This window comes from Cellulomonas xiejunii, from assembly GCF_024508315.1.
GTDB lineage: Bacteria > Actinomycetota > Actinomycetes > Actinomycetales > Cellulomonadaceae > Cellulomonas > Cellulomonas xiejunii.
Window position 1 is genome coordinate 3,442,296 of record NZ_CP101987.1, and the last position, 20,904, is coordinate 3,463,199.

Genomic DNA, 20,904 nt, shown 5'->3' on the forward strand with positions numbered 1-20,904 from the left:
GCACGCGGGATCGGAGCACCGCAGTGAGCGACGCCTCCCGGCGCAGCGCCGCCACCGCCCCGACCGTCGTGGTCGACACCGCCGCGCACGGCTCGCCCGGCCGTGACGTCGACGTCGCCGTCCGCGTCCGCAACGTCGCCGACGTGCCGCTCGACGTGCACGTCCACGCCGTCGGCCTCGAGCCTGCGTGGGCGCCGGCCGCCGTGACGGTCCCTGCCCTGGCGCCGGACGCCACCGCGAGCGCGACGCTGCGGGTGACGCCGCCCGCGGGCGCCGCCGCCGGTGGCTACCCGTTCCTCGTGGTCGTCGAGACCGCGGCCGGCCGCACGGTCACCGACGCGGTCCTGACGCTCGACGTCGCCGGCGAGCTCGTCGTGAGCATCGAGCCCGCCGACGCGCGCGGCCGCGGCCGGCGGCGCGTCGACGTCGTGCTCGCGAACACCGGGGCGACCCCCACGTCGGCACGCCTGTCCGCGACCGGCTCGGGCGTCGACGTCCAGGTCCGGCTCGCGGCGGTGGACGTCCCCGCCGCGGGCACGGTGCGCGTCCCCGCGCTGCTGCGGTCCCGCCAGCGCTGGGTGGGGCGCGAGCAGCGCCACACCTACCGCGTGACCGCGACCGGGCGCGGCGCACCGCAGGACGTGCCGGGGACGTTCACGGCGCGCGCGTGGCTCGGCCCGACCGTGCTCAAGGTCGCGGCGGTCGTCGCGGTGCTCGCGCTGTGGGCGGGTGGTGCGCTGGTCGGCATCCCGCGCGTCGTCACGGCGCTCGGGGACGGGCAGTCGGTCGCGGCCGAGGGCCCGGCCGGCGATGCGCCGGGCGACGGTCCGGACGGCGGGCCGGGTGGCCCCCAAGGCGACGGGCAGGGGGACGGGCAGGGGGACGCGCAGGACGGCGCCGCCGCACCCGGAGCGGACGGGCCGGACGCCCCCGCGACGCCCACGCTGCGCGTCGCCGGGCAGGTCTCCGGCAGCGACCCCGCCGGTGCGAGCGTGCAGGTCGTGCCGACGTCGGAGCTGTGGGGCTCGACGGCGGAGCCGGCCGCGACCGCCACGCTGCCGACGACGGCGGCGCTCGGGCGCGTCTCCCTCGGCGCCGCGCTGACCGCCGGGCTCGGCCGCGCGTCGGCCCCGGCCGCCGCGGCCACCGCCGTGTTCCAGGCGCTCGCCCGTCCGACCGAGGCCGCACCCGGCAAGCTCCTCGGCACCGCCCTGACGGTCGAGGGCACGGCACCGACCGCGCAGCGCCTGCGCACCACCACGGACGCGTCCGGCACCTGGGCGTTCGCGGGTCTGTCCCCCACGACGCGCTACCTCGTGACCGTCGCCAAGCCCGGGTACCGCACGCAGCGGTACGTGCTGACGGGCGCCGAGCTCTCGGCCACCCCGCTGCAGACCGAGCTGCGCGCCGGCGACGGCGTCCTGCGCGGCGTCGTCACCGGCCCCGACGGGCCGGTCGGCGGTGTGGGGCTGACGCTCACCGACGGCACGACGACGGTCACGACCCGCACGGTCACCGAGGGACGCGTGGGCACCTGGTCCGTCGAGGGGCTCAGCACGCCCAGCACCTACCTCGTGACCGCCTCGTCCGACCGGTGGGGCAGCACGTCGCAGCTCGTCACGCTCGGCGCCGCGGGCGAGCGCACGGTGAACCTGTCCGTGGAACCCGGCGTCGCGTCCCTCACGGGGGTCGCGCTCGGGACCGCGGTGCTCGGCGGTGTCGGCGGCATCGGCGGCCTGACCGTCACCGCGACCGACGGCACGGTCACGCGCACCGCCACGACCCTCACGGGCGACGACGCCGGCCGCTTCGTCCTGGCGGACCTGCCCGCACCCGGCACGTACACCGTGACCGTCGACGGCCCGGGCTATGCGACGGTGACGCGCGAGCTGGCCGTCACCCCGGCGGGCGTCGAGGGCTGGGAGGTCGCGATGACGGCCGTCGGCGGCGCCGTGTCCGGCACGGTCCGCGGCGACGACGGCGTGGGCGTGACCGCCGCCGGGCTGACCCTGAGCGACGGCACCGAGACGTACAAGTCGATGTCCTCGTCGGACGGCAACGGGTCGTACCGGTTCGTCGGCGCCGCCGCCGGGACGTACGTGCTGTCCGCGGAGGCGTTCGGGTACGTCACCGGGTACGCGCAGGTCGAGGTCACGGCCGGCGGCTCCGTGACGTCCGACCTGGTGCTGACGGCGGTCCCGGGCGACGGGCTCGTCGCGACCGCGGGCATCACCGGCCGCGTCACCGACGCCTCGACCGGCGCCCGCGTGCAGTGCCTGGCGACCACCGAGCCGTGCCTCGTCACCGTGACCACGACCGCGACCGCTCTCGACGGCACGACACGCACCGTCACCGCGACCGCCGACCCCGACGACGCCTACGTCCTGCCCGCCGACGGCGACGGCGGCCTGCTGCCCGGCCGGTACACGCTGAGCGTGTCGGTGCCGGGGTACGAGAGCGGCACCGTCGCCGTCACCGTGCCGATGGGCGCGGTCGTCGAGGCCGCGACCGTGGCACTGACGCCGTCGCCGTCCCTCGTCGGGTCGGTGCTGCCGCGCGTGGGTGCACTCCCCCCGGACGTGTGCGTCGTGGCGCGCCGCGCGGGCTCCACCACCACGTGCGTCCCCGCGACCGCGACCTGCACGGGCACCGACGCGCGCTGCGCGCCCGTCACGCAGGGCATGTACGAGCTGCGGCGCCTGCCCGCCGGGAGGTGGGAGGTCGTCGTCGCGGGGTTGCCCGGCGACGACTGGGTGACGCCCGACCCCGTCGAGGTCGTGCTGATGCCCGGTGAGACCAAGCGCTACGACGCGACCATCGAGCGGCTCGGCATCATCCGGGTCACGACGCTGCGGGCCGACGCGACCGGCGCCATCGAGGTCACGCGCGGCGCACCGGTGCGCGCCACGCAGGTGGCCGGCACGACCGTGCGCACCGCCGTCAGCGACGAGCACGGCGTCGCCGAGCTCCGGGGCCTGACGCCCGGCACCTACACGATCGTCACGTCGGCCCCCGACGACCCCAGGGTGAGCGTCACGGTCGAGCGCGACATCTCCCTGAACCAGCAGCTCGACGCGACCGTGGTGCTCGCCTCCCCGGTCGGCGACCAGGTCGTGCAGGTCGTCGTGCAGTCCGCGCACGACGCCTTCCAGGCGCGCGAGGGTGCGCGCGTCACGGTCACGGGCGTCGTCGGGTACTCGGGCACCACGCAGGTGCGCCGCAGCCAGACGTACACGACCGACGCGGCCGGCGAGGCGCTGGTGTGCACGACCCCGGCCGGTGCGTGCAGCGGCCGCCCGGTGCTGGCCCTGGTGTCCGGGCAGGTGGACCTGGTCGTGCAGGCCGACGGGTTCGACACGCTGCGCCTCAACGGCGTCGAGCTCGGCGCGGTCGACCGCGTCGTCCTCACGCCGTCGTACCAGGTGCTCGACGCGTCGGTCGTGCTCGTCCCCCGCGTCGCCGCACTGCCCGGCGTCACGTTCGAGGCGGTGTCCGCACCGCCCGGCACGGGCACGGTGCGTCTGACGCCTGCGGTGACCGGCACCGACACGACCGTCGGCGAGGCGCCCGACGCGCGCCCCGCGACGCGTGTCGCCCTGACCTTCGTCGACACCGTCATCGGCGTCGAGAACCGGATCCGGCCCGGCACCTACCGCTTCGCGGTGCGCGCTCCGGGCTGGAGCACGCAGACCGCGGCCTCCGAGATCGTCGTCGAGGTGCCCTACCGCCCGTCCGACACCCCGGCCACGACGCGCTCGGAGACCGTGCTGCTGCGCGACGGCGGCGTGCGCGTCACGCTCTCGCCCGACGGCGCGGCGCCCCTGGCCGCGGCCCGCGTCACGCTGTCCGCGGACGGGGCCGTCGTCGCGCAGCGCGACGTGAGCGCCGCCGCCGTGGTGGACCTCGGCGCCGTGCCGGTCGGCACGTACGAGGTGCAGGTCGTCGCCGCCGGGTTCCGCACGCCCGCGCCGGTGGGCGTCGAGGTCGTCGCGGGCACCGTCGCGACGCCGTCCGTCCCGCTCGCCGGGCTCGGCCGCGTCCACGGCACGGTGTCCACGCGGCTGGGCGCGGGGTGGACCGTCGCGCTGCCCGGTGCGGACGTGCGCGGCGAGGGCCCCGCCGACGCGACCGGGGCGACGGACGTCACGTTCACCGCCCGGTCCGACACCGCCGGCGCGTTCACGCTGGTCGGCGACCTGGACCGCGAGGGCCTGTGGGCCGGCGACTGGGACGTGGCCGCGTCGGCCGACGCCCACACGTCGGCGACCGCGCTCGCGACCGTCAGGACCGGCACGACGACCTCGCACCTCGAGCTCGACCCGCTCGGCTCGACGCTCACGGTGCGCGTCACCGACGCCGCCGGCGCGCCGGTCACGTCGGGCCTCAACGTCCGCCTGGCGTACTCCGACCACGCGGTGACGATCGCGCCGCCGACCGTCGAGGACGACGAGTTCGTGTTCGCCGGGCTGCTGCCGCTGACGTACACGCTGTGGGTGGTGCCCTCGACCACCGAGTACACGACCGTGAGCACCCGCGTCACCGTCGGACCCGGCCAGCCGGGCCGCGTCGAGGTGCCGCTCGCGACGCCCACGGGCGCGGTGCAGGGCCAGGTGACGCAGGAGACCGCCGACGGTGCGAGCCTCGAGCTGCCGGGCGTCGTCGTGACCGCCACGCCGCAGGGCGCCACCGAGGGCGTCTCCGTCACCACCGGCCCCGACGGCCGCTACCTGCTCAGCGGTCTGGGCGGCGGCACGTACGCGCTGACGTTCGTCGCGTCCGGCGTGACGATCACCCGCGGCGTGCAGGTCGTGCCCGGCCAGGGCACCGTGCTGGACGTGACGTTCCCGCTGGCGCGCCACGCGGTGACGGTGCAGCTCACGTCGAGCATCGGCGCGGACCTGACCGGCGGGCTGGTGACGCTGACGTCGGGCACGGGCGCGGTGCTGGGGCCGCAGCCGGTCGCGCGGTCCGGCTCCCGGTACGTGACGACGTTCGCGCAGGTGCCGCCGGGCACGTGGGCCGTGCGTGCCACGGGGCCCGCGGGGCACCTGGCGACGGTCGAGGACACGGTGCAGGTCACCGGGCCGACGACGGTGCCGCTGCAGCTGCGGGAGGTCGAGCTGCGCCTGCGTGCGACGGGCGGCGCGCCGTCGGTCGTCGTCCGGGTGACCCCGACGGGCGGCAGCGCGCTGGACGTGCCGCTGATCGACGGTGCGAGCGACTCGGTGCTGTACCTGCCGGGCACGACGGCCGGGCCGGCCGCGCAGCTCACGGCGACGACGTCCGCCGGGTGGCAGGTGGCGCTGTCGCAGTCGACGGTGCCGGCGAACGCGACGCGGCTGCTCGTGACCGCGACGACGACGCCGGCCCCGGCGGCCACGACGGTGTCGGCGACGACGTCGGCGCCGGTCGTGGTCGGCACCGACCTGACCGTCACGGTGACCGTGACGACCGCGTCCGGCACGCCCGCGGGGCTGGTGCGCGTGGCCGTCGGCTCGCCGCCCGCCTGGGGGACGGCCGTGAGCGCGACGCTCGTCGGCGGCACGGCGACCCTCACGCTGCCGACGACCGGCTGGTCACCGGGCAACACCACCCTGGCGGTGCGGTACGAACCGTCGGCGACGACGTGGGCGCCCTCGAGCACGACGGTGAACGCGCAGGTCCAGCCCGTGTCCGCCGACCCCACCGACCCCACCGACCCGGCCGACCCGACGGCCCCCTGACCCCTGCCCTCGCACGTCAGCAGAGTGTGAAGCGTTGTTGCCGGATTCCGGCAACAACGCTTCACACTCTGGTCGGGACGGTCAGCCCAGGACGACCATCGCCACGACGAACGCGACACCCGCGCCCAGCAGCGCGGACACCAGCGCGACCACCCACGTGCGCGGGTGGGTGCACGGCACCGGCACGAGCACCTCGACCACCTGCGGCTCGGGCTCGGGGGCGGGCGGTGGCGGCGGTACCGGTGCCGGCAGCGGGGTCAGGTCGGCGCCGCAGCGCACGCACGGCCCGCGCGCGTGGGCGTTGTGCTCACCGCAGACGAGGCACGCGACGACGACGCCCGCCACCTCGCCCTCGACGCCCGGCGACCGGCGCACCGGGCCCTGGTCGACGTCCGACGCGGCCGCCCGGGCAGTACCGCGGTCGGCCCAGAACAGCGGGAAGTCGCACTGCGGGCAGAACCCGGACGCGTCGCGGCGCAGCAGGTCGAGCGTCGACCGTGTCCCGCACTCGGGGCACGTCACCGTGTCCGTGGGCGCCACGGTGTCGACGAACCGGCCCTCGCCCGGGCCCACGCCCAGCACGGGCTCACGCACCACCTCGGTCATCGGGACTCCCCCTCCGGTCGGGGCCACACCGTGCGGCCCGCCACCACCAGCTCGACGCGCACGTGCGCGGGCACCTCGGCGCGCACCAGCTCGACCAGCTCGTCCTGTGTCAGCCGCCCGGTCGACGCGGCCTCGAGCCGCACCCACGCCGTGCCGGTCGGCTCGTCGCCCAGCGCGTGCACCCCGCCGCCGTCGACCACGTGCGCGGGCCCGCCGGTGTACCCCTCGAGCAGCACGCGCAGCCCGTGCGCGGTCCCGCGCCACGGCAGCGCCGCGGCTCCGGCCACGAGCAGGTCGCGCTGCAGGTCCTCCGGCAGGTCGGCGTCGAGGCCCGGCAGGCCGATCCAGCGCGCCAGGTAGCGCACCATCTCGGGCGGTGCGAGCCGCGGGTCCGCCAGGTACGGCAGGTTGTCCGGGTGGGCCAGCAGCGTCTCGGCCTCGGCCTGGAAGATCCGCACGAACCGCGAGAAGAAGTCCTCCGCGACCATGCCCGCGGGCAGCTGCGCGAGCAGCCAGTCCTCAGCGCGTCCCACGTCGGGCCCCCGTCGCCACGGACGTCATCGGACGACCACGCGGTGCTCGGCCGACAGCAGCAGCGTGTCCGCGTCGATCGTGAGGGACTCGCGGCCCTCCCCGACGCGGCGGCCGTTGCGCAGGTCGTACCCGAACAGCGTGACCTCGTCGACGCCCAGCACGCCGTCGACGCCCTCGGCGACCTGCGCGACGGCGGTCGCGGTGAGCGTCTGACCGAACGGCCACCCCGTGCCCTGGGGCCCGCCCACCAGCGGGTGGACGAACCGCGTGACCGCCTCGACGACGCGCTCGCGCACGGCCTGCACGGGACGCCCGGGGACCGCGCGCACGAGGGCCGCGACGGACACGCCGTGGTAGAACGGCGCGCCCAGCCCGACGGACACCCCGACCGTCCGGCGCAGGTCCAGCTCGGCCGCGACGACGTCGAGCAGCCGCGGCGAGAGCACGAAGTCGTCGATGGTGTGGGTGCGGGGGTCGGTGCGCACCTGCGGCACCAGCAGCACGTGCACGGGACGCGCCGGGCCGTCGGGCGGCACCGGCAGGCAGCGGGCGCGGGCGACCTCGACGGACGCCTGCCGCGCGACCTGCTCGAAGTCCGACGCGGTGACGGCGCGCTGCCCGGTGCGCAGTGCGAGCGGGCCGCGCACCTTGGCCTCGTCGACCGTCTCGGCGTCCACGCCGCCGGTGGCCGGCACGAGGTTCGCGACCGAGCGCACCGACGGCAGCGCGGTGCGCAGCGACGTCACGGTGCGCGCCCCGACGTTGCCGCGCGAGCCGCCCCCGGTGCGGTAGCCCGTGACGCGCACCTGGGCGCCGTCGGGCGGCACCGCGCCGTGCTGGCGCGTGCGTCCGTCGGGCTGGCGGACGGCCGGACCGAACCGCACCTCGCCGCTCGCGGAGTCCCACACCACGTGCCGGTCGTCCGGCCCGGACGCGGAGAAGTCGGGGACCTCGTCCCACTCGGTGGCACCCGTGTGGTCGACGACGACGACGCGCTCGTCGCCGCGTCGCGTGGCGACGGGGGCCGCGCTGACCGCGAACCGCTGGCCCGGGCGCCCGTCGGAGCGGCCCAGCACCTCGGCGGGCATGGCCTGCGCGTGCTCGGCCGGCACGCTCACGCCGACCGTGCGGACCTGCACGGAGCCCACGTGCGGGGACGCCTGGTAGGCGGGGCGCCCGTCGGCGCGGTCGAGCAGGCGCGCGCGCAGCCAGTACGCGGTCGTCCCGCCGATCGTCAGGGGCGCGTGCCGGTCGCCGACCAGCAGCGTCACGGCGCCGTCGCGGTTCAGGCCACCGGTGGTGTCCTCGTCGACGACCGTGGGTACCCACGCCTCGCCGCTCCACACCTCCCACGCCAGGGGCGGGCGCGTCGGGTCGACGCCGATGCCCTCGGCGTGGGCCGTGACGTCGAGGCGCAGCACGAGGTCCGCGAGCGGGTCGGTGCAGCCCAGGTAGAACGCGTCGCCGTCGCGGATCGGCGACGACGGGAAGCAGCGCACGCTCTCGCCCGGCACCTGCAGGGTCTCCCACGCGTCGGTCGACGCCGCGCCGTCGGGCCCGGCGGTCCGGGCCGCGACCAGGCGCGGCGGCACCGCGACGGCCTCGGCGGACGTCGCGAACACCACGGGCTCCTGGCCGCCGACCGTCACGGTCGACACCGCGGTGCCCTCGGGGACCACCACGGGCTCCGTCGCGGGCGCGGCGAGCCGGAACGTCAGGCGCGTGTGCGCGACCGACGGCGGGAACGGCTCGACGCCCACGAGCCCCAGGAAGTGGGAGTACATCCGGTCCGGCACCTGGTTGACCCGGTAGAGCACCATCTCGCCGACCCACGCGAACAGCTCGACGAGCGCGACGCCGGGGTCCGACAGGTTGTGGTTGGTCCACTCGGGCGTGAAGCGCGGGATGAGGCGCTTCGTCTCGTCGACGATGTCCTGGAACCGGCGGTCGTCGAGGTTCGGCGGGTCGAGCGGCGGCATGTCAGGAGTCCTCGCGGGGGATCACGTAGAAGGGGAAGACCAGGTTGCGGCGGTCGTTGGTGGACCGGACGCGGTAGTCGATCTGGATGTGGAGCAGGCCGGACTCGCCCGGGTCCTGCACGGGGCGCACGTCCTCGACCTCGACGCGCGGCTCCCACTGGGCGAGCGCGTCGCGCACGGCCTGGCGCACCAGGCCGACGAGGTTGGGCGTGATCGGCTCGAAGAGCAGGTCCCAGATGCGGCAGCCGAACGCGGGACGCATCAGGCGCTCGCCGGGTGCCGTGAGCAGGACGACGCGCATGGCGTCCTCGACGTCGCCGACGCCGTCGGTCATGGCGATCGACCCGGTGTGGTCGACCGCGAACGGCCACGCGAAGCCGCGGCCCACGAAGTCCGCGGCGGCGGTCATGCGCGCGGACGGGTGCTGGAGCTCGCTCATCAGTTGATCGCCACCGGGTTGCCGACGATCTTCGTGGGACCGGACGCGGAGACCTCGGCGGTGCCGTTGGCCTTGAGTGCGACCTGCGCGCCCGTGACCTCGACCTTCGCGGTGCCCTCGATCTTCACGGTGGTGCCCTTCAGCCGCAGCTCGTTGTCCGCCTGCACCGCGATGTCGGTGCCGCGCACGGTGACCCGTCCCTTGCCGTCCAGCTCGATGGACGACGACCCGGCGACGATGCGCAGCGGGATCTGGCCGACCTCCAGGACGGCCTTCTGCTGCGAGATCCGCAGCCCGTGGCCTGCGGCGCCGAGCGCGAGCTCGACGTACGCGTCGTCGCCCGACTCGCCGTCGCCCAGCACGAGTCGCTGCCCGTGGCGCGAGTGCATGGAGCGCACGCGCGGCCCACCGTCGGCCCGGATGGTCTGCGGGGGCGGCGCGGACGCCGAGTGCAGGCCCCCGAGCACGACCGGCCGGCTGACGTCACCGCCCTCGAACGCGACGAGCACCTCGTCCCCCGGCTCGTGCTGCAGGACCATGCCGCCCGCGCTGCCGCCGCCGGGCGCGAGCACGCGCGCCCAGTCCGACGACGTGCGGTCCGACGCGGTCACGTACGTGACGCGCACGCGGCCCAGCCGGTCGGGGTCGTCGGTGCTGTTGACCGTCGCGACCACGAGCCCGGAGTGGTGGGCGGACGACGCGGTCCGCTCGCCGGGCGCGGCCGTGCCCAGCCGCACGGGCTCGCGGTCACCCGCGACGAACGACGTGCGCGACGCGCGGCCGTCGAACCGGTGCTCGACCTCCTGCACGTAGTACGTGCCGTCGAGGGGACCGCCCTCGGCGACCTCGACCTCGCCGCCCGGCACCACGTCCGGCGCCAGCGGGCCGCGGCCCTGCGCCTCGACCCGGCCGTGCCGCGCGGCGAGCGCCTCGGCACGCACGCGCGCCTCCTCGGCCGAGCGCACCTGCAGCCCGCCGACCTGGATCTGCGGGGTCGCGCCGTCCGCGTCGACGCGCGCCGTGAAGCCCGCACGCGGCGCCGGCGCGTTCGCGGTGGCCCGCACGGCCGTCGTCGTCGCGGCGTCCCAGCCCTGCACGACGTACGTCGCGTCCGGCCGCCCGACCTGGCGGGCGGACAGCTCGTCGAGGTCCAGGCCGACCGTCAGGCGCGTGCGCCGCGCGCCCTTGGCGGTGCCGCTCGCGCGCTCCCACACGCGCAGCGTCGTGCCGTCGACCACCCAGTCCAGCCCGGAGGCCACCGCGAGCTCGTCGATGAGCCCCAGCGGTGAGTCCGCCTGCAGGTGCCACGGCTCGGTGCGCGACGTCGGCCAGCCCTGCACGCTCAGGCGGGCGGCGCGTGCGAGCTCGGCGACCACCTGGGAGGCGTCGACGTTGGCGCGTGCGACGACGCCCGCGTCGGTGGTCAGCGCGTACGCGCCGTCGTGTGCCGTCACCGTGGTGGTGCTGCCGCGGTGGTCCGCGCGCGTGCCCAGCGCCGTGACCGTGCCGGTGAACAGCGACGTGCCGTCGACGCGCACCTCGACGTCCTGCCCGATCGCCAGGCGCGAGGTGACCAGCCGGTACCCGCGGTCGACGAACGTCAGCGACGCCCGGCCCACCGTCCGCACGCCGCGCTGCACGCGCACGTCCACGAGGTCGTCGAGCTCCGTGACGCCCAGCGGCCGCCCGCCCAGGCGCACGTCGAACGACGTGTGCGCGAGCGGGTTGAGGCGTGCGGTCCCGACGTCCGTCGTCACGCGTCACCCCGCGGGACGGACAGCACGGTGCCCGGGCGCAGGTCCAGCGGGTCGTCGATGCCGTTGGCCTCGGCCAGCGCACGCCAGCGCGTCGGGTCGCCGTAGTGCTGCGCCGCGATGCGGTCGAGCGTCTCCCCCGCCTGGACCCGGTGCACCCGGTGCGGCTGCGGCGTGCCCGACGTCGGGTTCTGCGGGCCGAACGCGCGCGACGGCTCGTACTGCCGCAGCTCGAGCCCCGCGCGGGCGCGCAGCGGCGTGCCGGACGCGGAGAAGTACGTGAACGTCAGCTCGAGCGCCGCGACCACGGCGGTGAACGAGTGCAGGTCACCCCAGTGGAACGTCACCGTCGGCGGCCGGACGTTGCCCGTGGCCTCGTCGGCGCCCGGCAGCGACGGGTCGACCTCCATGAGCTCGAGCAGCCGTCCGGTGTGCCGCGTGACGTCGCTGCCGTCGTGCGTGGTGTCGAAGAACAGGTCGACGCTCAGCACGCCCGACGACGAGCCCGCGTACCGCAGGCGCGGCACGCCGCGGCCCGGCCGCGGGTCGCCCACCCAGTGGTTCTCGCGCGTGAGCTGCAGCTGCGCCGGGTTGAACAGGCACGGCACCTTCTGCCCGCCCTCGATCTCGAGGAACGCCTTGACCGGAGCGGTCGTCGCCGTCATGAGAACACCTCCCGCGTGCGGCGCCAGGTGCGCCGTTCGTCCTGCTCCGCCAGCCGCGCCTCGACGATGCGCACGACCCTGTCGTCCAGCTCGTGCTCCAACCAGGACGTGAGCTCGGCGCGCAGCCGCCGCTCGACGTCCGCGTGGGGTGGGCGTACCTCGTCGTGCACGGGGGTCCTCTCCTGGCCGGCCGGCGGCAGCCACCGTCGGACGACGGTCGTTCCCTGGGCCGATGCGGGGACGGCGGGGGCGGCGGCGCCGAGAGCGGGCCGGCCGGTGGTGGTGGTCGGTGCGGCGGCAGGGGCCGCGGACGGCGCCGACACGGGGACGCGCCGCACGACCGTGCGGGGCGGCAGCACCGTCAGCCGACGCACGGGCCCGGTGGCGGCCGCGGCCAGCGCGGGGGCCGGGGCGGGAGTGCGGGCGGCGGCGGGCGCGGGGAGGGCTGCGGGCGAGGTGCCCGGCGACCACGCGGTGCCGGACCACGCGGTGCCGGACCACGCGGTGCCGGACGACGCGGTGCCGGACCACGCGGTGCCGGACGACGCGGTGCCGGACCACGCGGTGCCGGACGACGCGGTGCCGGACCACGCGGTGCCGGACGACGTCGGGCGGGCGACCGCCGGGACGGCCGGTCCGCCGGGACGGCCCGGTCGGCCCGGTCGGCCGTAGGCGTGCCCGGCCCGCGCGACGGGAGCGTGCGAGCCGGGCCCGGGGCGGCTCGCGCTCCGGCCGGCACGGGCGACGGCGGGCAGCGTCGGCGCGCTGACGGCGGCGCGCAGCGCCCCGCCCGTCGCCGCGGCGCGGACGCCGACCGGCTGGACGGCGCGCGCCAGCTCACCGGCGCCGCGCAGCGCCGCGACCGCGGGCGTCCGGGTCGCAGGGCCGGGCACCGTGGCGAGGGACCGGCGCACGGCGGTCGTGGCCGGCACGGCGGACGAGAGGGCGGCCGCCGACGGCGCGGGTGCGGCAGGCGACGTGCTGGACCGGGTGGTGCGGTCGGTTGCCGGCGGGGCGAGGACGGTGCCCGGGACGGGTGCCGTCGTCGTGGGCGTGGTCGGCACGGAGGCGCGCGCAGAGGTGGACGGCGCGCTGGTGCCGCGCGCGGACGTGCTGGGCGCGGTGGCGTGCGCGGAGCTGCCGGGCGCCCCCGTCGTCGGCGCCGTCGCGGGCCCGGCGTGCCTCGTCGCGGACGCGGCCGGGGGCACCGGTGAGGACGCCGACGTGCCGCGCGCCGCTGCCGCTGCGGACGTGACGGCCGGAGCCGCGGACGTGGTCGAGGACGTGGCGCCGCGGGCGGCGGCGACGGCTCCGGCGGCCGGCGCGACGGACCGGCGCACGGTGCTGGGCTGCACGTCGGCGTGCGGACCGGCGACGGTCCGCACCTGCGTGCCCGGGACCGTGCCCGGCGCGACGGGACCGACCGCCGGGGTGCCGGCACGCCCGGCCGTGCGACCGGCCACGCGCGTGTCTGCGGCGGCGCGGGCCAGGTGGGTCGCGACGCCGCCGTGGCGGCCGACGGGCAGGGCGGGGCCTGCCGTCCCCAGGCTCGTGGCACGCCGGACGAACGGCCGCCGGTGGCCGGAGCCGGGCAGTGCCCCGGCTCCACGCCACGCCGGAGGGGCCGCGGCGACGCCATGGCCGGCGGCACGCGGCGCGCTCGGGACGGAGCCGACGTCGCTGCCGGTCAGGCCGCTCGGACCGGCGGCGGCTCGCGGGCCGACGGCCCCCGCGATGAGCGTCGCGGGCCCGGCCGCGGGCGGGCCGTCGACGGCGGCCCGGAGCGAGTTCGAGGCTGTGGTCACAAGCGCACCCGGCGCGAGGGCGTCCGACCGGTGCGTGGACGTCGCGACAACCGCAGGGGACGTCCGTGGCGCCGCAGACGACGTGCGGGGCACGGCAGACGACGTGCGGGGCACGCCAGGTGACGTGGCGGGCACCGCGGGCGACGTGGCGCGCACCGCGGGCGACGTGACGGAGGCCGCGGGCCGCGCCCACCGGCGCACGGCCAGGGCAGGCTCACGGCCCGCCGCCCCGACGACGGGGACCGCGGCCCGGACGGCGAGGTCCCGCGAGCCGCGCAGCGCGAGCGACGCGCGGCGCACCGGCCCGCGCAGCGCGGTGACGGCGGTCGGCAGTCCGGTCGTCGCTCGCGGGGCGGACGCCGCGAACGCACGTCCGGGGGCGACGCGCACCGCGTGCTCCCGACCGGCAGGACCGCTCGCGCGCCCCGCGTCGGAGGACCGGACGGTGGGCGGGTCGGCAGGGACGGCGACGGGGGTCGCCGCGCGTCGGCGCAGCGCGGCACCGGCCTGCAGACGACGACGCACGAGGGCACCGCCGGGCCCCGGACGCGCGGACGACGCGGGCGCGCTGCCGGGCACCGTCGGCCTCGTCGGCGCCGCAGCGCCCGGCGCGGGACGGCCGGGTGACGGCTGCTGCGGCGCCGTGGTCGGCCCCGGGCGGCCCCGGGCGGTCCGGCGGCGCGGGGCGACGTCGGACGGTGTGGTCATGGTGCCGACGGCGCGCACGGCGTCGGGCAGGCGCATCGGGACGACGCGTGGTGCGAGCCGGGCCTGGACGGCGCCGGGCCGGTGACCGCGCTCGTCGGGCAGGCGGTCGGCGGAACGCGGCAGACCGCGTGGGCGCTCGCGGTGCGCGGCGACGACGACCGCGTCCTGCGCCGCACGGGCGCGACGCTCGGCCGCCAGCTCACCGGACCACCAGCGCGGCGGGCGCACCGCGTCGGCCACGCGCACCTGCGCCACGACGGGGGCCGGGCCCGCGAGCGCGCGCCGCACCGCGACGGGGCGCCCGGACCCGGCGGCGAACCGTGCCGCCGCCGACGCGAGCGACCCGATCGTGGCCGGGCGCGGCCGGCTCACCGGTCCGGGACGCCGCCACCGCTGCGCGACGGCAGCGCCCAGCGGGGTCGCCGGCGCGCGGCCGGTCGCCGCCTCGGCAGCCCGGCCCGTCGCCCCGTCCGCAGCCCGGCCCGTCATCGCGTCACCGCACGGAACCCGTGGTGCGCGACCTCGAGCGACTCGGTGAGCGGCACGTCGGAGTCGGCCGACAGCGACGGACCCGTCCAGCTCACGGCGAAGACGCCGTCGAGCTCCCAGGACCGCAGTCGGTTGCCGCGCTCGTCGATCACGGTGATGGCGCCCGTCGCCCGCGTCAGGGTGTCGCCGTTGCCGGCGAAGCCCTGCCCGGACGACCGCTGCACCCAGCCGAAGAGCGCGTCGGACTGGACCATGCCGCGCGTGAACACCAGGTGCGGCCAGCGCATGACGCCGGGCAGCTGGTGCACGTACCCGTTCTGGCCGCCCTCGACGTGCTCGATCACGTCCACGTCGAGGCGCAGACCCTGCACCTCGCGGAACGTGCCGATCTCCACGCCGTCGACCTCCAGCAGGAACCTGCTGGAGGTGGGCGGCACCCCGCCGCCCAGGGGCGTCTGCTCAGACACTGTCGCGCACCGCCTCCCATGCCTGCTCGTTCATCGCCGCGACCGCCCGGACCATGCGGACCCGGTCGAGGTGCTCGAGGTCCAGCAGGTCGTCCATCGGCCAGTGCAGGTGGTACGCCAGGTAGGCGATCTCCTGCCAGACCGCGTCGACGGGGTAGCGCAGCACGGTCCGGTCACCGGGTCTCGGCCGGGAGCTCCTCGATCGCCGAGCGCGCGGGACGCGCGTGCACGAAGCCCGCGTCCGGCACGTCGGCGGCCGGGGCCGCCTCCTCGACGGCCACGGCGGCCGCCGCAGGGGCGACCTCGTCCTGCGCGGCGAGGAACTCCTCGACCTCGGCGGGGGTGCCGAAGTTGATGACGCCGTAGAAGTCCTGCAGGTACGCCAGGTCGGCGGCGAACAGGCCCTCGATCTCGTGCGTCGTCACCAGCTCCAGCGCGCCGAGGCGCTCGACGACGCGCGCCAGCACGACGACGGTCAGCCGCGGGTCGTCCGGGCCGCTGATCGTGGGGTCACGCAGCGGCTCCAGCTCGTCGCGGGCCGTCGCCAGGCGCATGACGCCCTCGCGGTGCAACGCCCCCTCGCGGTCGACGTAACCGCGAGGGAGCGTGAACTCGTACCGGGTGCGCAGGGTCACTTGACCCTCTCGAGGCGCTCGATGACCACCGAGACGGTCTCCTTGATGGCGTCCGACCCGTCGACCGAGAGCTGGTCGGTCGAGATCTTGCTCGGCCAGCCGTTGAAGAAGTTGAACCGCGCGACCTCCTTGGCGGACGCGTCGTACAGGACGACGGAGCCGTTCTTGCGGTTCTGCGCGCGGTCGCCGGACAGGCCGCCCTCGCGGACCGCCTTGAACCACTTCCACAGCGGGTCGTTGGTGACGTCGGCGGGCGCGACGCGGGTCAGCTGCAGGTCGGGGACCTCGACGGTCTGGCCGAGGAACTTGACCTGCTGCTTCTTGCCGTCGGCCCCGATCTGGGTGACCTTGCCGACGCCGACCTCGACGTCGAGGCCCGAGACCGACATGAGGGCGGAGACGACCTGCCCGTCGATCTCGAGGAAGAAGTTCTGGGAGACGATCGGGTCGGCGCTGAACAGTCCGGTGCTGGGCATGCGTTACTCCTAGGTGTGGTGGGGACGCTGGGCGTCAGGCCGCGCTCTGCTTGTTCTGGCTGATCCGGAAGACCACGAACTCCGCGGGCTTGACGGGCGCGAGACCGACCTCGACCACGAGGCGGCCGGCGTCGATCGACTCGGGGGTGTTGGTGGTCTCGTCGCAGCGGACGAAGAACGCCTGGTCGGCGGTGGAGCCGAACAGCGCGCCCGACTGCCACAGACCGTGCAGGTACCCGGTGAGGGTCCGCTTGACGCCCTCCCACAGGGTCACGTCGTTCGGCTCGAAGACGGCCCACTGGGTGCCCTCGAGGATCGTCGACTCGACCATGTTGAACAGGCGACGCACGTTGATGTACTGCCAGTCGGTGTCCGACGCGAGCGTGCGCGCGCCCCAGATGCGGATGCCGCGCGTGCCGAACGGGCGGATCGCGTTGACCCCGATCGGGTTGAGGAAGCCCTGCTCGGTCTGCGTGACGGCACGCTCGACGTCCAGGACGCCGCGGATCGTGTCGTTGGCCGGGGCCTTCCACACGCCGCGCGTCTCGTCCGTGCGGGCCCACACTCCGGCGACGTGCCCCGACGGCGGGACGACGATCTCGGCGGACGCGCCCGAGCCGAGGGGGTTCTCGACCTTGATCCACGGGTAGTACATCGTCGCGAACGCCGAGTCGTACTGCGCGACCTCGGAGCGCCACTCCTTGACCTGCTGGGGCGTCATCCCGGGGGGCGCGTCGAGCAGGGCCATGCGGTTGGCGTGCTGCTCGCAGTGCGCGATGAGCGACGTCTGCACGGCCTTCCACAGGCCGAGGTCGAGCGTGCCGTCCTCGCGCGTCGCGGCGGTGACCAGGTCGGGGACGGCCACGATCGTGACGTCCTCGGCGATCGCCAGGCCGTTGATGCCCGTGCGCGCCGACTCGGACCCGGCGAACTTGCGGCCCGTGACCGGCACCTTGACGGGCTCGGCCTGCTGCAGCGCGTACGTGCCGGGGCGCAGCAGCTCGAGCTGGCTCGACAGGTCGGTCTCCTCGTCGAGGCGGATCTCGACCTTGACCTTCGTGGACGTCTTGTTGATGACCGTCGCGGCGTCGCGCGGGCCACCCAGGCTCAGGCCGGGGTAGGACTCGACGGGCTCGCCGCCCTCGAGGACCGTGATCGTGAACGTCGTCGGGCCCTCGAGGTCGTCGGGCGCGTCGTCGCTCTGCACGGCCACCGTCAGCTGCGCGTCGGGCTCGACGGACTCGATGGCGACGGGCAGACCCAGCGCGCGGTCCGCGGCGGGCAGCTCGAGCGTCGCCGGCTTGCCGGACGGCTCGGCGTTGGGGACGCGCACGATGTACGCCTGCGTGCCGCCGTTGAGGAAGTAGCCGTACACCGACAGCGGCAGCATCGCGCCCTCGACGAACCCGCCGTACAGCGCCTCGTACTGGGTCCAGCTGGTGACGAGGCGAGGCATGAGCCCCTGGGGGTCGGCCGGGTCGTCCGCCGGCGCCGACGCGGTGAAGCCCACGAAGGCCGTCACGGCGGTCGGGGCCGACGTCAGCACCTTCTGGGACGAGGGGATCTCCTCGACGTACACGCCGGGCGCGGTGTAGGTGGGCACTGGTGGGTCCTTCTCTCGGTCGTGAGGTCGCGGCCGCTCGCACCGGGGTACGGCAGGTGCGTGGCGGGTCGTCGTGAGGCTAGGCAGCGGGGTCGGGCCGGGACATCGGTAATCGCTACCGAGGTTGCGCAGACGCCCCGACAGGGCCGCCCGGGGGATCCCCGAGGGGGTGAAATCCGTGACCTGGACGAGCGTTCAAGGCGCGTTCGTCGTACTTGCCCGTCTCGCGGGCCGGGACGCCACTGACCCGTCCGAGGCGCTCACGCGACCTTGGACCCAGCACGAACCCCCCGGAGGCGCTATGACCAGGTCCGATGCCCGAACGCACGCGGGACGGGCACGGACCGGCTCGACCTCCGTCCCCACCCCGCGCAGGGCCCCCGCAGCCGCGGTCGCGGCGCCCGCCACGGTGCTGCACCCCGCGGTCGTCGACCGCCTGACGGCGTCGCTCGCCGCCGGGCGCAGCGCCCTGGTCGTCGGCGAGGCCGGGACGGGCAAGACCCAGGCGGTCGCCCAGGCCGTCGAGCGGCTGCGCGCGACCCACGACGACCTCCAGGTCGTGCACATCAGCGGCACGGGCACGCACGACGCGCTGCCGCTGGGCGCCCTCGAGCCGTTGCTGGACGACCCCGCCGCGGCCTTCGGGGACCTGGCGGCGACGCTGCGCTCCCTGGCCACGAGCCTCGAGCACCGCCGCGGCGACGGCAGGCTCCTGCTGCGCGTCGAGGACGCCCACCGCCTCGACGACGCGTCGGCCCGCGCGCTCGACTGGCTGGTGCGGCAGGACTCCGTGCAGGTCGTCGCGACGCTGCGGCTGAGCTGGGCCGCCCGCCCGCCGTGGGCGGCGCTGTGGAAGGACGACGTCGTCGAGCGGCTCGACATCGGGCCGCTCACGCGGGAGGCCACCGAGCGGTGGCTCGCCACCGAGCTGGGCGGGCCGGTCACGGCCGACACCGCGCACCGCCTGTGGCGTGCAGCCGGCGGCAGCGCGATGCGGTTGCGGGAGGCGGTGCACGACGCGGTCGCGTCGGACGCGCTGGAGCAGCGCAACGGCACGTGGGTGTGGCGCGGCGGTCAGCAGCCCCGCTCGCGGATGCTGGACCTCGCCGAGCTGGACCTGCACGGCGTCAGCCCGCAGGGTCGCGAGGCGCTCGAGGTGTGCGCGGTGGTGTGCCCCGTCGCGCTGGACGTGCTGCTGGACCTGGTGCCGGCACCCGCGGTGGACGAGCTCGTCCTGGCCGGTGCGGTCACCACCACCACGGCGGAGACCGTCACCGGCGGCACGGTGCGGGTCGTCGACCTGACGACGCCCGCCTACGCCGACGTCGCACGGGCCTGGATCCCGGCGTCGCGGCAGCGCGAGCTGCTGCAGCGCGCGCTCGATGCGCCCGTGGCGCGCGGCATCGCGGCGAGCTCGCTGATCCGCTCGGTCTCGCTGGCGATCGACCTCGGCATGGACGTGCCGTCGGCACGCGTCCATGAGGCGCTCGGTGCGGCGTTCGCCATCCACCAGTACGACTCCGTCGTGATGCTCGCGACGGGGGCGCTCGCGTCCGCCCCGCAGGGCCCGGAGGCGGCGCACCTGCACGCGCTGCGCGGGGACGCGCGGGTCATGCTCACGCAGCTCGCGGACGCGGAGCGGGACCTGTCGCGCGCGGCCGAGCTGCTGGCGGAGGGGCCGTTCGACGTCGCGACGGTCACCCTGCTGCTGCACGTGGCGGACATGGCCACGCTCGTCGCGCACCGGCGCCTGGGCGACGTGGACCGCGCGCTGGCCCGCCTGGAGGAGGTCGTGCGCCCGCTGCGCGAGGCCGACCCGGTGCTGCCGGTCCTGCGGTGGCACGACGAGGTCGAGGTGACACGGCTGACGCGCCTGGGGTACGCGGGCCGGCTGGAGACGCTCGACGCCGCGCTGGCCGCGCTCGAGGGCGGGGCCCACCCCGCACGGCGCGTGTCGCTGGCACCGCCGACCGCGATGAGCCTGGGCGAGAGCGGCAGGCTGCACGAGGCGTTCGCGCTGTGCGCGCGGTTCTCGGAGATCGCCGCGGCCCACGAGGACCAGCACCGCTGGGGGCGCGGCGAGGTGCTCGTCGCGATGTTCTTCACGCTGCTGTGGTCGGGCGAGGTCGAGGCGGTCCGGGCGTCGCTGGCGCCGACGGCCGACGACGCGCCGATGGCCGTCGAGTGGTCGACCGTGCACACCGCGCTCGGCCTGCTCGCCATCGCCGAGGGGTCCTGGACCGAGGCGCGCACGCACCTGGCGACGGCCCGCGCGCGCTTCGACGAGAGCGACCTCACGGGCCTGGCGCGGTACTCGCTGACCGCCGAGGCCGTCGCGGCCGCGGCGTGCGGCGACACCGCCGCGGCGCGCGACCTGCTGGACCAGGCGTCGCGGACGGCACCCGGCTCGGCGCTGGCCATGGAGGGCGACGTGGCGGTGCGCCGGCTGGACGCGCTGGCGTGGCTGCGCAGCCCCGACGTGGTCTCCGAGGCGCGTGCGCTGGCCCGGTGGGCGCGGGAGCGAGGCGCCGCACGCGTCGAGCTCGAGGCGCTGCACCGCTGGGTCGACGCGACGCGACGCACCGGCGGGCAGCCCGACCCGGCACTCGTCGCGCGCGTGCGGGACCTGGGCGCGGTGTGCGACGGCGAGCGCTCCGCGGCGCTGGTCGCGCACGTCGAGGCCGTCGCCGCGCAGGACGCGGACCTCGCGCGCATCGCAGAGCGGGAGCTGAACCGGCGCGGCCTGTGGCTGCCGCCGCAGGGCGCGCCCGTCGCGCTGACGTCGCGCGAGCAGGAGATCGCCTCGCTCGCCGCCGGCGGCATGACGAGCCGCGCGATCGCGCAGCGCCTGGTCCTGTCGACGCGGACGGTCGACTCGCACCTGTCGCGCGTCTTCGCCAAGCTCGGCGTGCACTCGCGCGAGGAGCTGGGGAACGTGCTGCGCTGAGGCCCCGGGCGCCCCGCGTCGCCGCCGGATGGAACTCCGTTCACGGTCCGGGCGTTCTGGTCTGCACGACCGGG

Annotated in this window: 14 protein-coding genes; 2 read left to right on the top strand and 12 right to left on the bottom strand. The window is 76.6% G+C overall.

Annotated features, from left to right (window positions below):
* The first annotated feature begins 23 nt into the window (after positions 1–23).
* A complete protein-coding gene (locus NP048_RS15790; RefSeq protein WP_227576576.1) occupies positions 24–5,723 on the top strand; it encodes a carboxypeptidase regulatory-like domain-containing protein in 5,700 nt (1,899 codons plus the stop codon).
* An 81-nt stretch (positions 5,724–5,804) separates the two neighbouring features.
* Here NP048_RS15790 and NP048_RS15795 read toward each other — a convergent pair whose 3' ends face one another.
* The 12 genes from NP048_RS15795 to NP048_RS15850 are packed head-to-tail and all read right to left on the bottom strand — an operon-like array spanning position 5,805 to position 17,883.
* Complete coding sequence (locus NP048_RS15795; RefSeq protein ID WP_227576577.1) at positions 5,805–6,329, bottom strand: hypothetical protein; 525 nt, start codon at positions 6,327–6,329, stop codon at positions 5,805–5,807.
* Positions 6,326–6,862, bottom strand: coding sequence for a phage tail protein (locus tag NP048_RS15800; RefSeq protein WP_227576578.1), 537 nt, complete (start codon positions 6,860–6,862; stop codon positions 6,326–6,328). The genes NP048_RS15795 and NP048_RS15800 overlap by 4 nt, the downstream gene beginning before the upstream one ends.
* Positions 6,863–6,886: 24 nt before the next feature.
* A complete protein-coding gene (locus NP048_RS15805) occupies positions 6,887–8,842 on the bottom strand; it encodes a putative baseplate assembly protein (RefSeq protein WP_227576579.1) in 1,956 nt (651 codons plus the stop codon).
* 1 nt (position 8,843) lies between these two features.
* Complete coding sequence (locus tag NP048_RS15810) at positions 8,844–9,281, bottom strand: GPW/gp25 family protein (RefSeq protein WP_227576580.1); 438 nt, start codon at positions 9,279–9,281, stop codon at positions 8,844–8,846.
* Positions 9,281–11,038, bottom strand: a complete 1,758-nt coding sequence (locus NP048_RS15815) for a phage baseplate assembly protein V (RefSeq protein WP_227576581.1) — start codon at positions 11,036–11,038, stop codon at positions 9,281–9,283. Before NP048_RS15815 ends, NP048_RS15810 begins: the two co-directional genes overlap by 1 nt.
* Entirely contained in the window at positions 11,035–11,700 is a 666-nt protein-coding gene (locus tag NP048_RS15820; RefSeq protein ID WP_227576582.1) for a CIS tube protein, read from the bottom strand. The genes NP048_RS15815 and NP048_RS15820 overlap by 4 nt, the downstream gene beginning before the upstream one ends.
* Positions 11,697–14,702: a hypothetical protein gene (locus tag NP048_RS15825; protein WP_227576583.1), complete on the bottom strand. Its 3,006-nt coding sequence runs from the start codon at positions 14,700–14,702 to the stop codon at positions 11,697–11,699. Before NP048_RS15825 ends, NP048_RS15820 begins: the two co-directional genes overlap by 4 nt.
* Positions 14,699–15,169 carry a phage tail protein gene (locus tag NP048_RS15830; RefSeq protein WP_227576584.1) on the bottom strand — a complete coding sequence of 157 codons (471 nt, stop codon included), beginning with the start codon at positions 15,167–15,169 and terminating at the stop codon, positions 14,699–14,701. The genes NP048_RS15825 and NP048_RS15830 overlap by 4 nt, the downstream gene beginning before the upstream one ends.
* Positions 15,162–15,335: a DUF6760 family protein gene (locus tag NP048_RS15835; RefSeq protein ID WP_227566422.1), complete on the bottom strand. Its 174-nt coding sequence runs from the start codon at positions 15,333–15,335 to the stop codon at positions 15,162–15,164. The genes NP048_RS15830 and NP048_RS15835 overlap by 8 nt, the downstream gene beginning before the upstream one ends.
* A gap of 7 nt (positions 15,336–15,342) precedes the next feature.
* Positions 15,343–15,804: a hypothetical protein gene (locus NP048_RS15840; protein ID WP_227576585.1), complete on the bottom strand. Its 462-nt coding sequence runs from the start codon at positions 15,802–15,804 to the stop codon at positions 15,343–15,345.
* Positions 15,801–16,280: a phage tail protein gene (locus tag NP048_RS15845; protein ID WP_227576586.1), complete on the bottom strand. Its 480-nt coding sequence runs from the start codon at positions 16,278–16,280 to the stop codon at positions 15,801–15,803. Before NP048_RS15845 ends, NP048_RS15840 begins: the two co-directional genes overlap by 4 nt.
* A gap of 34 nt (positions 16,281–16,314) precedes the next feature.
* On the bottom strand, positions 16,315–17,883 hold the full coding sequence (locus tag NP048_RS15850) for a phage tail sheath family protein (protein WP_227576587.1): 1,569 nt from the start codon (positions 17,881–17,883) through the stop codon (positions 16,315–16,317).
* A gap of 301 nt (positions 17,884–18,184) precedes the next feature.
* Here NP048_RS15850 and NP048_RS15855 point away from each other — a divergent pair, with 301 nt between their 5' ends.
* Positions 18,185–20,830, top strand: coding sequence for a LuxR C-terminal-related transcriptional regulator (locus NP048_RS15855; protein WP_227576588.1), 2,646 nt, complete (start codon positions 18,185–18,187; stop codon positions 20,828–20,830).
* Positions 20,831–20,904 lie beyond the last annotated feature (74 nt).

Excerpts from the sequence above, each read along its gene's own strand:
- NP048_RS15825 (WP_227576583.1), bottom strand. The coding sequence starts at position 14,702 with ATGACGGGCCGGGCTGCGGACGGGGCGACGGGCCGGGCTGCCGAGGCG.
- NP048_RS15805 (WP_227576579.1), bottom strand. The coding sequence starts at position 8,842 with ATGCCGCCGCTCGACCCGCCGAACCTCGACGACCGCCGGTTCCAGGAC.
- NP048_RS15820 (WP_227576582.1), bottom strand. The coding sequence starts at position 11,700 with ATGACGGCGACGACCGCTCCGGTCAAGGCGTTCCTCGAGATCGAGGGC.
- NP048_RS15795 (WP_227576577.1), bottom strand. The coding sequence starts at position 6,329 with ATGACCGAGGTGGTGCGTGAGCCCGTGCTGGGCGTGGGCCCGGGCGAG.
- NP048_RS15810 (WP_227576580.1), bottom strand. The coding sequence starts at position 9,281 with ATGAGCGAGCTCCAGCACCCGTCCGCGCGCATGACCGCCGCCGCGGAC.
- NP048_RS15855 (WP_227576588.1), top strand. The coding sequence starts at position 18,185 with ATGACCAGGTCCGATGCCCGAACGCACGCGGGACGGGCACGGACCGGC.
- NP048_RS15845 (WP_227576586.1), bottom strand. The coding sequence starts at position 16,280 with ATGCCCAGCACCGGACTGTTCAGCGCCGACCCGATCGTCTCCCAGAAC.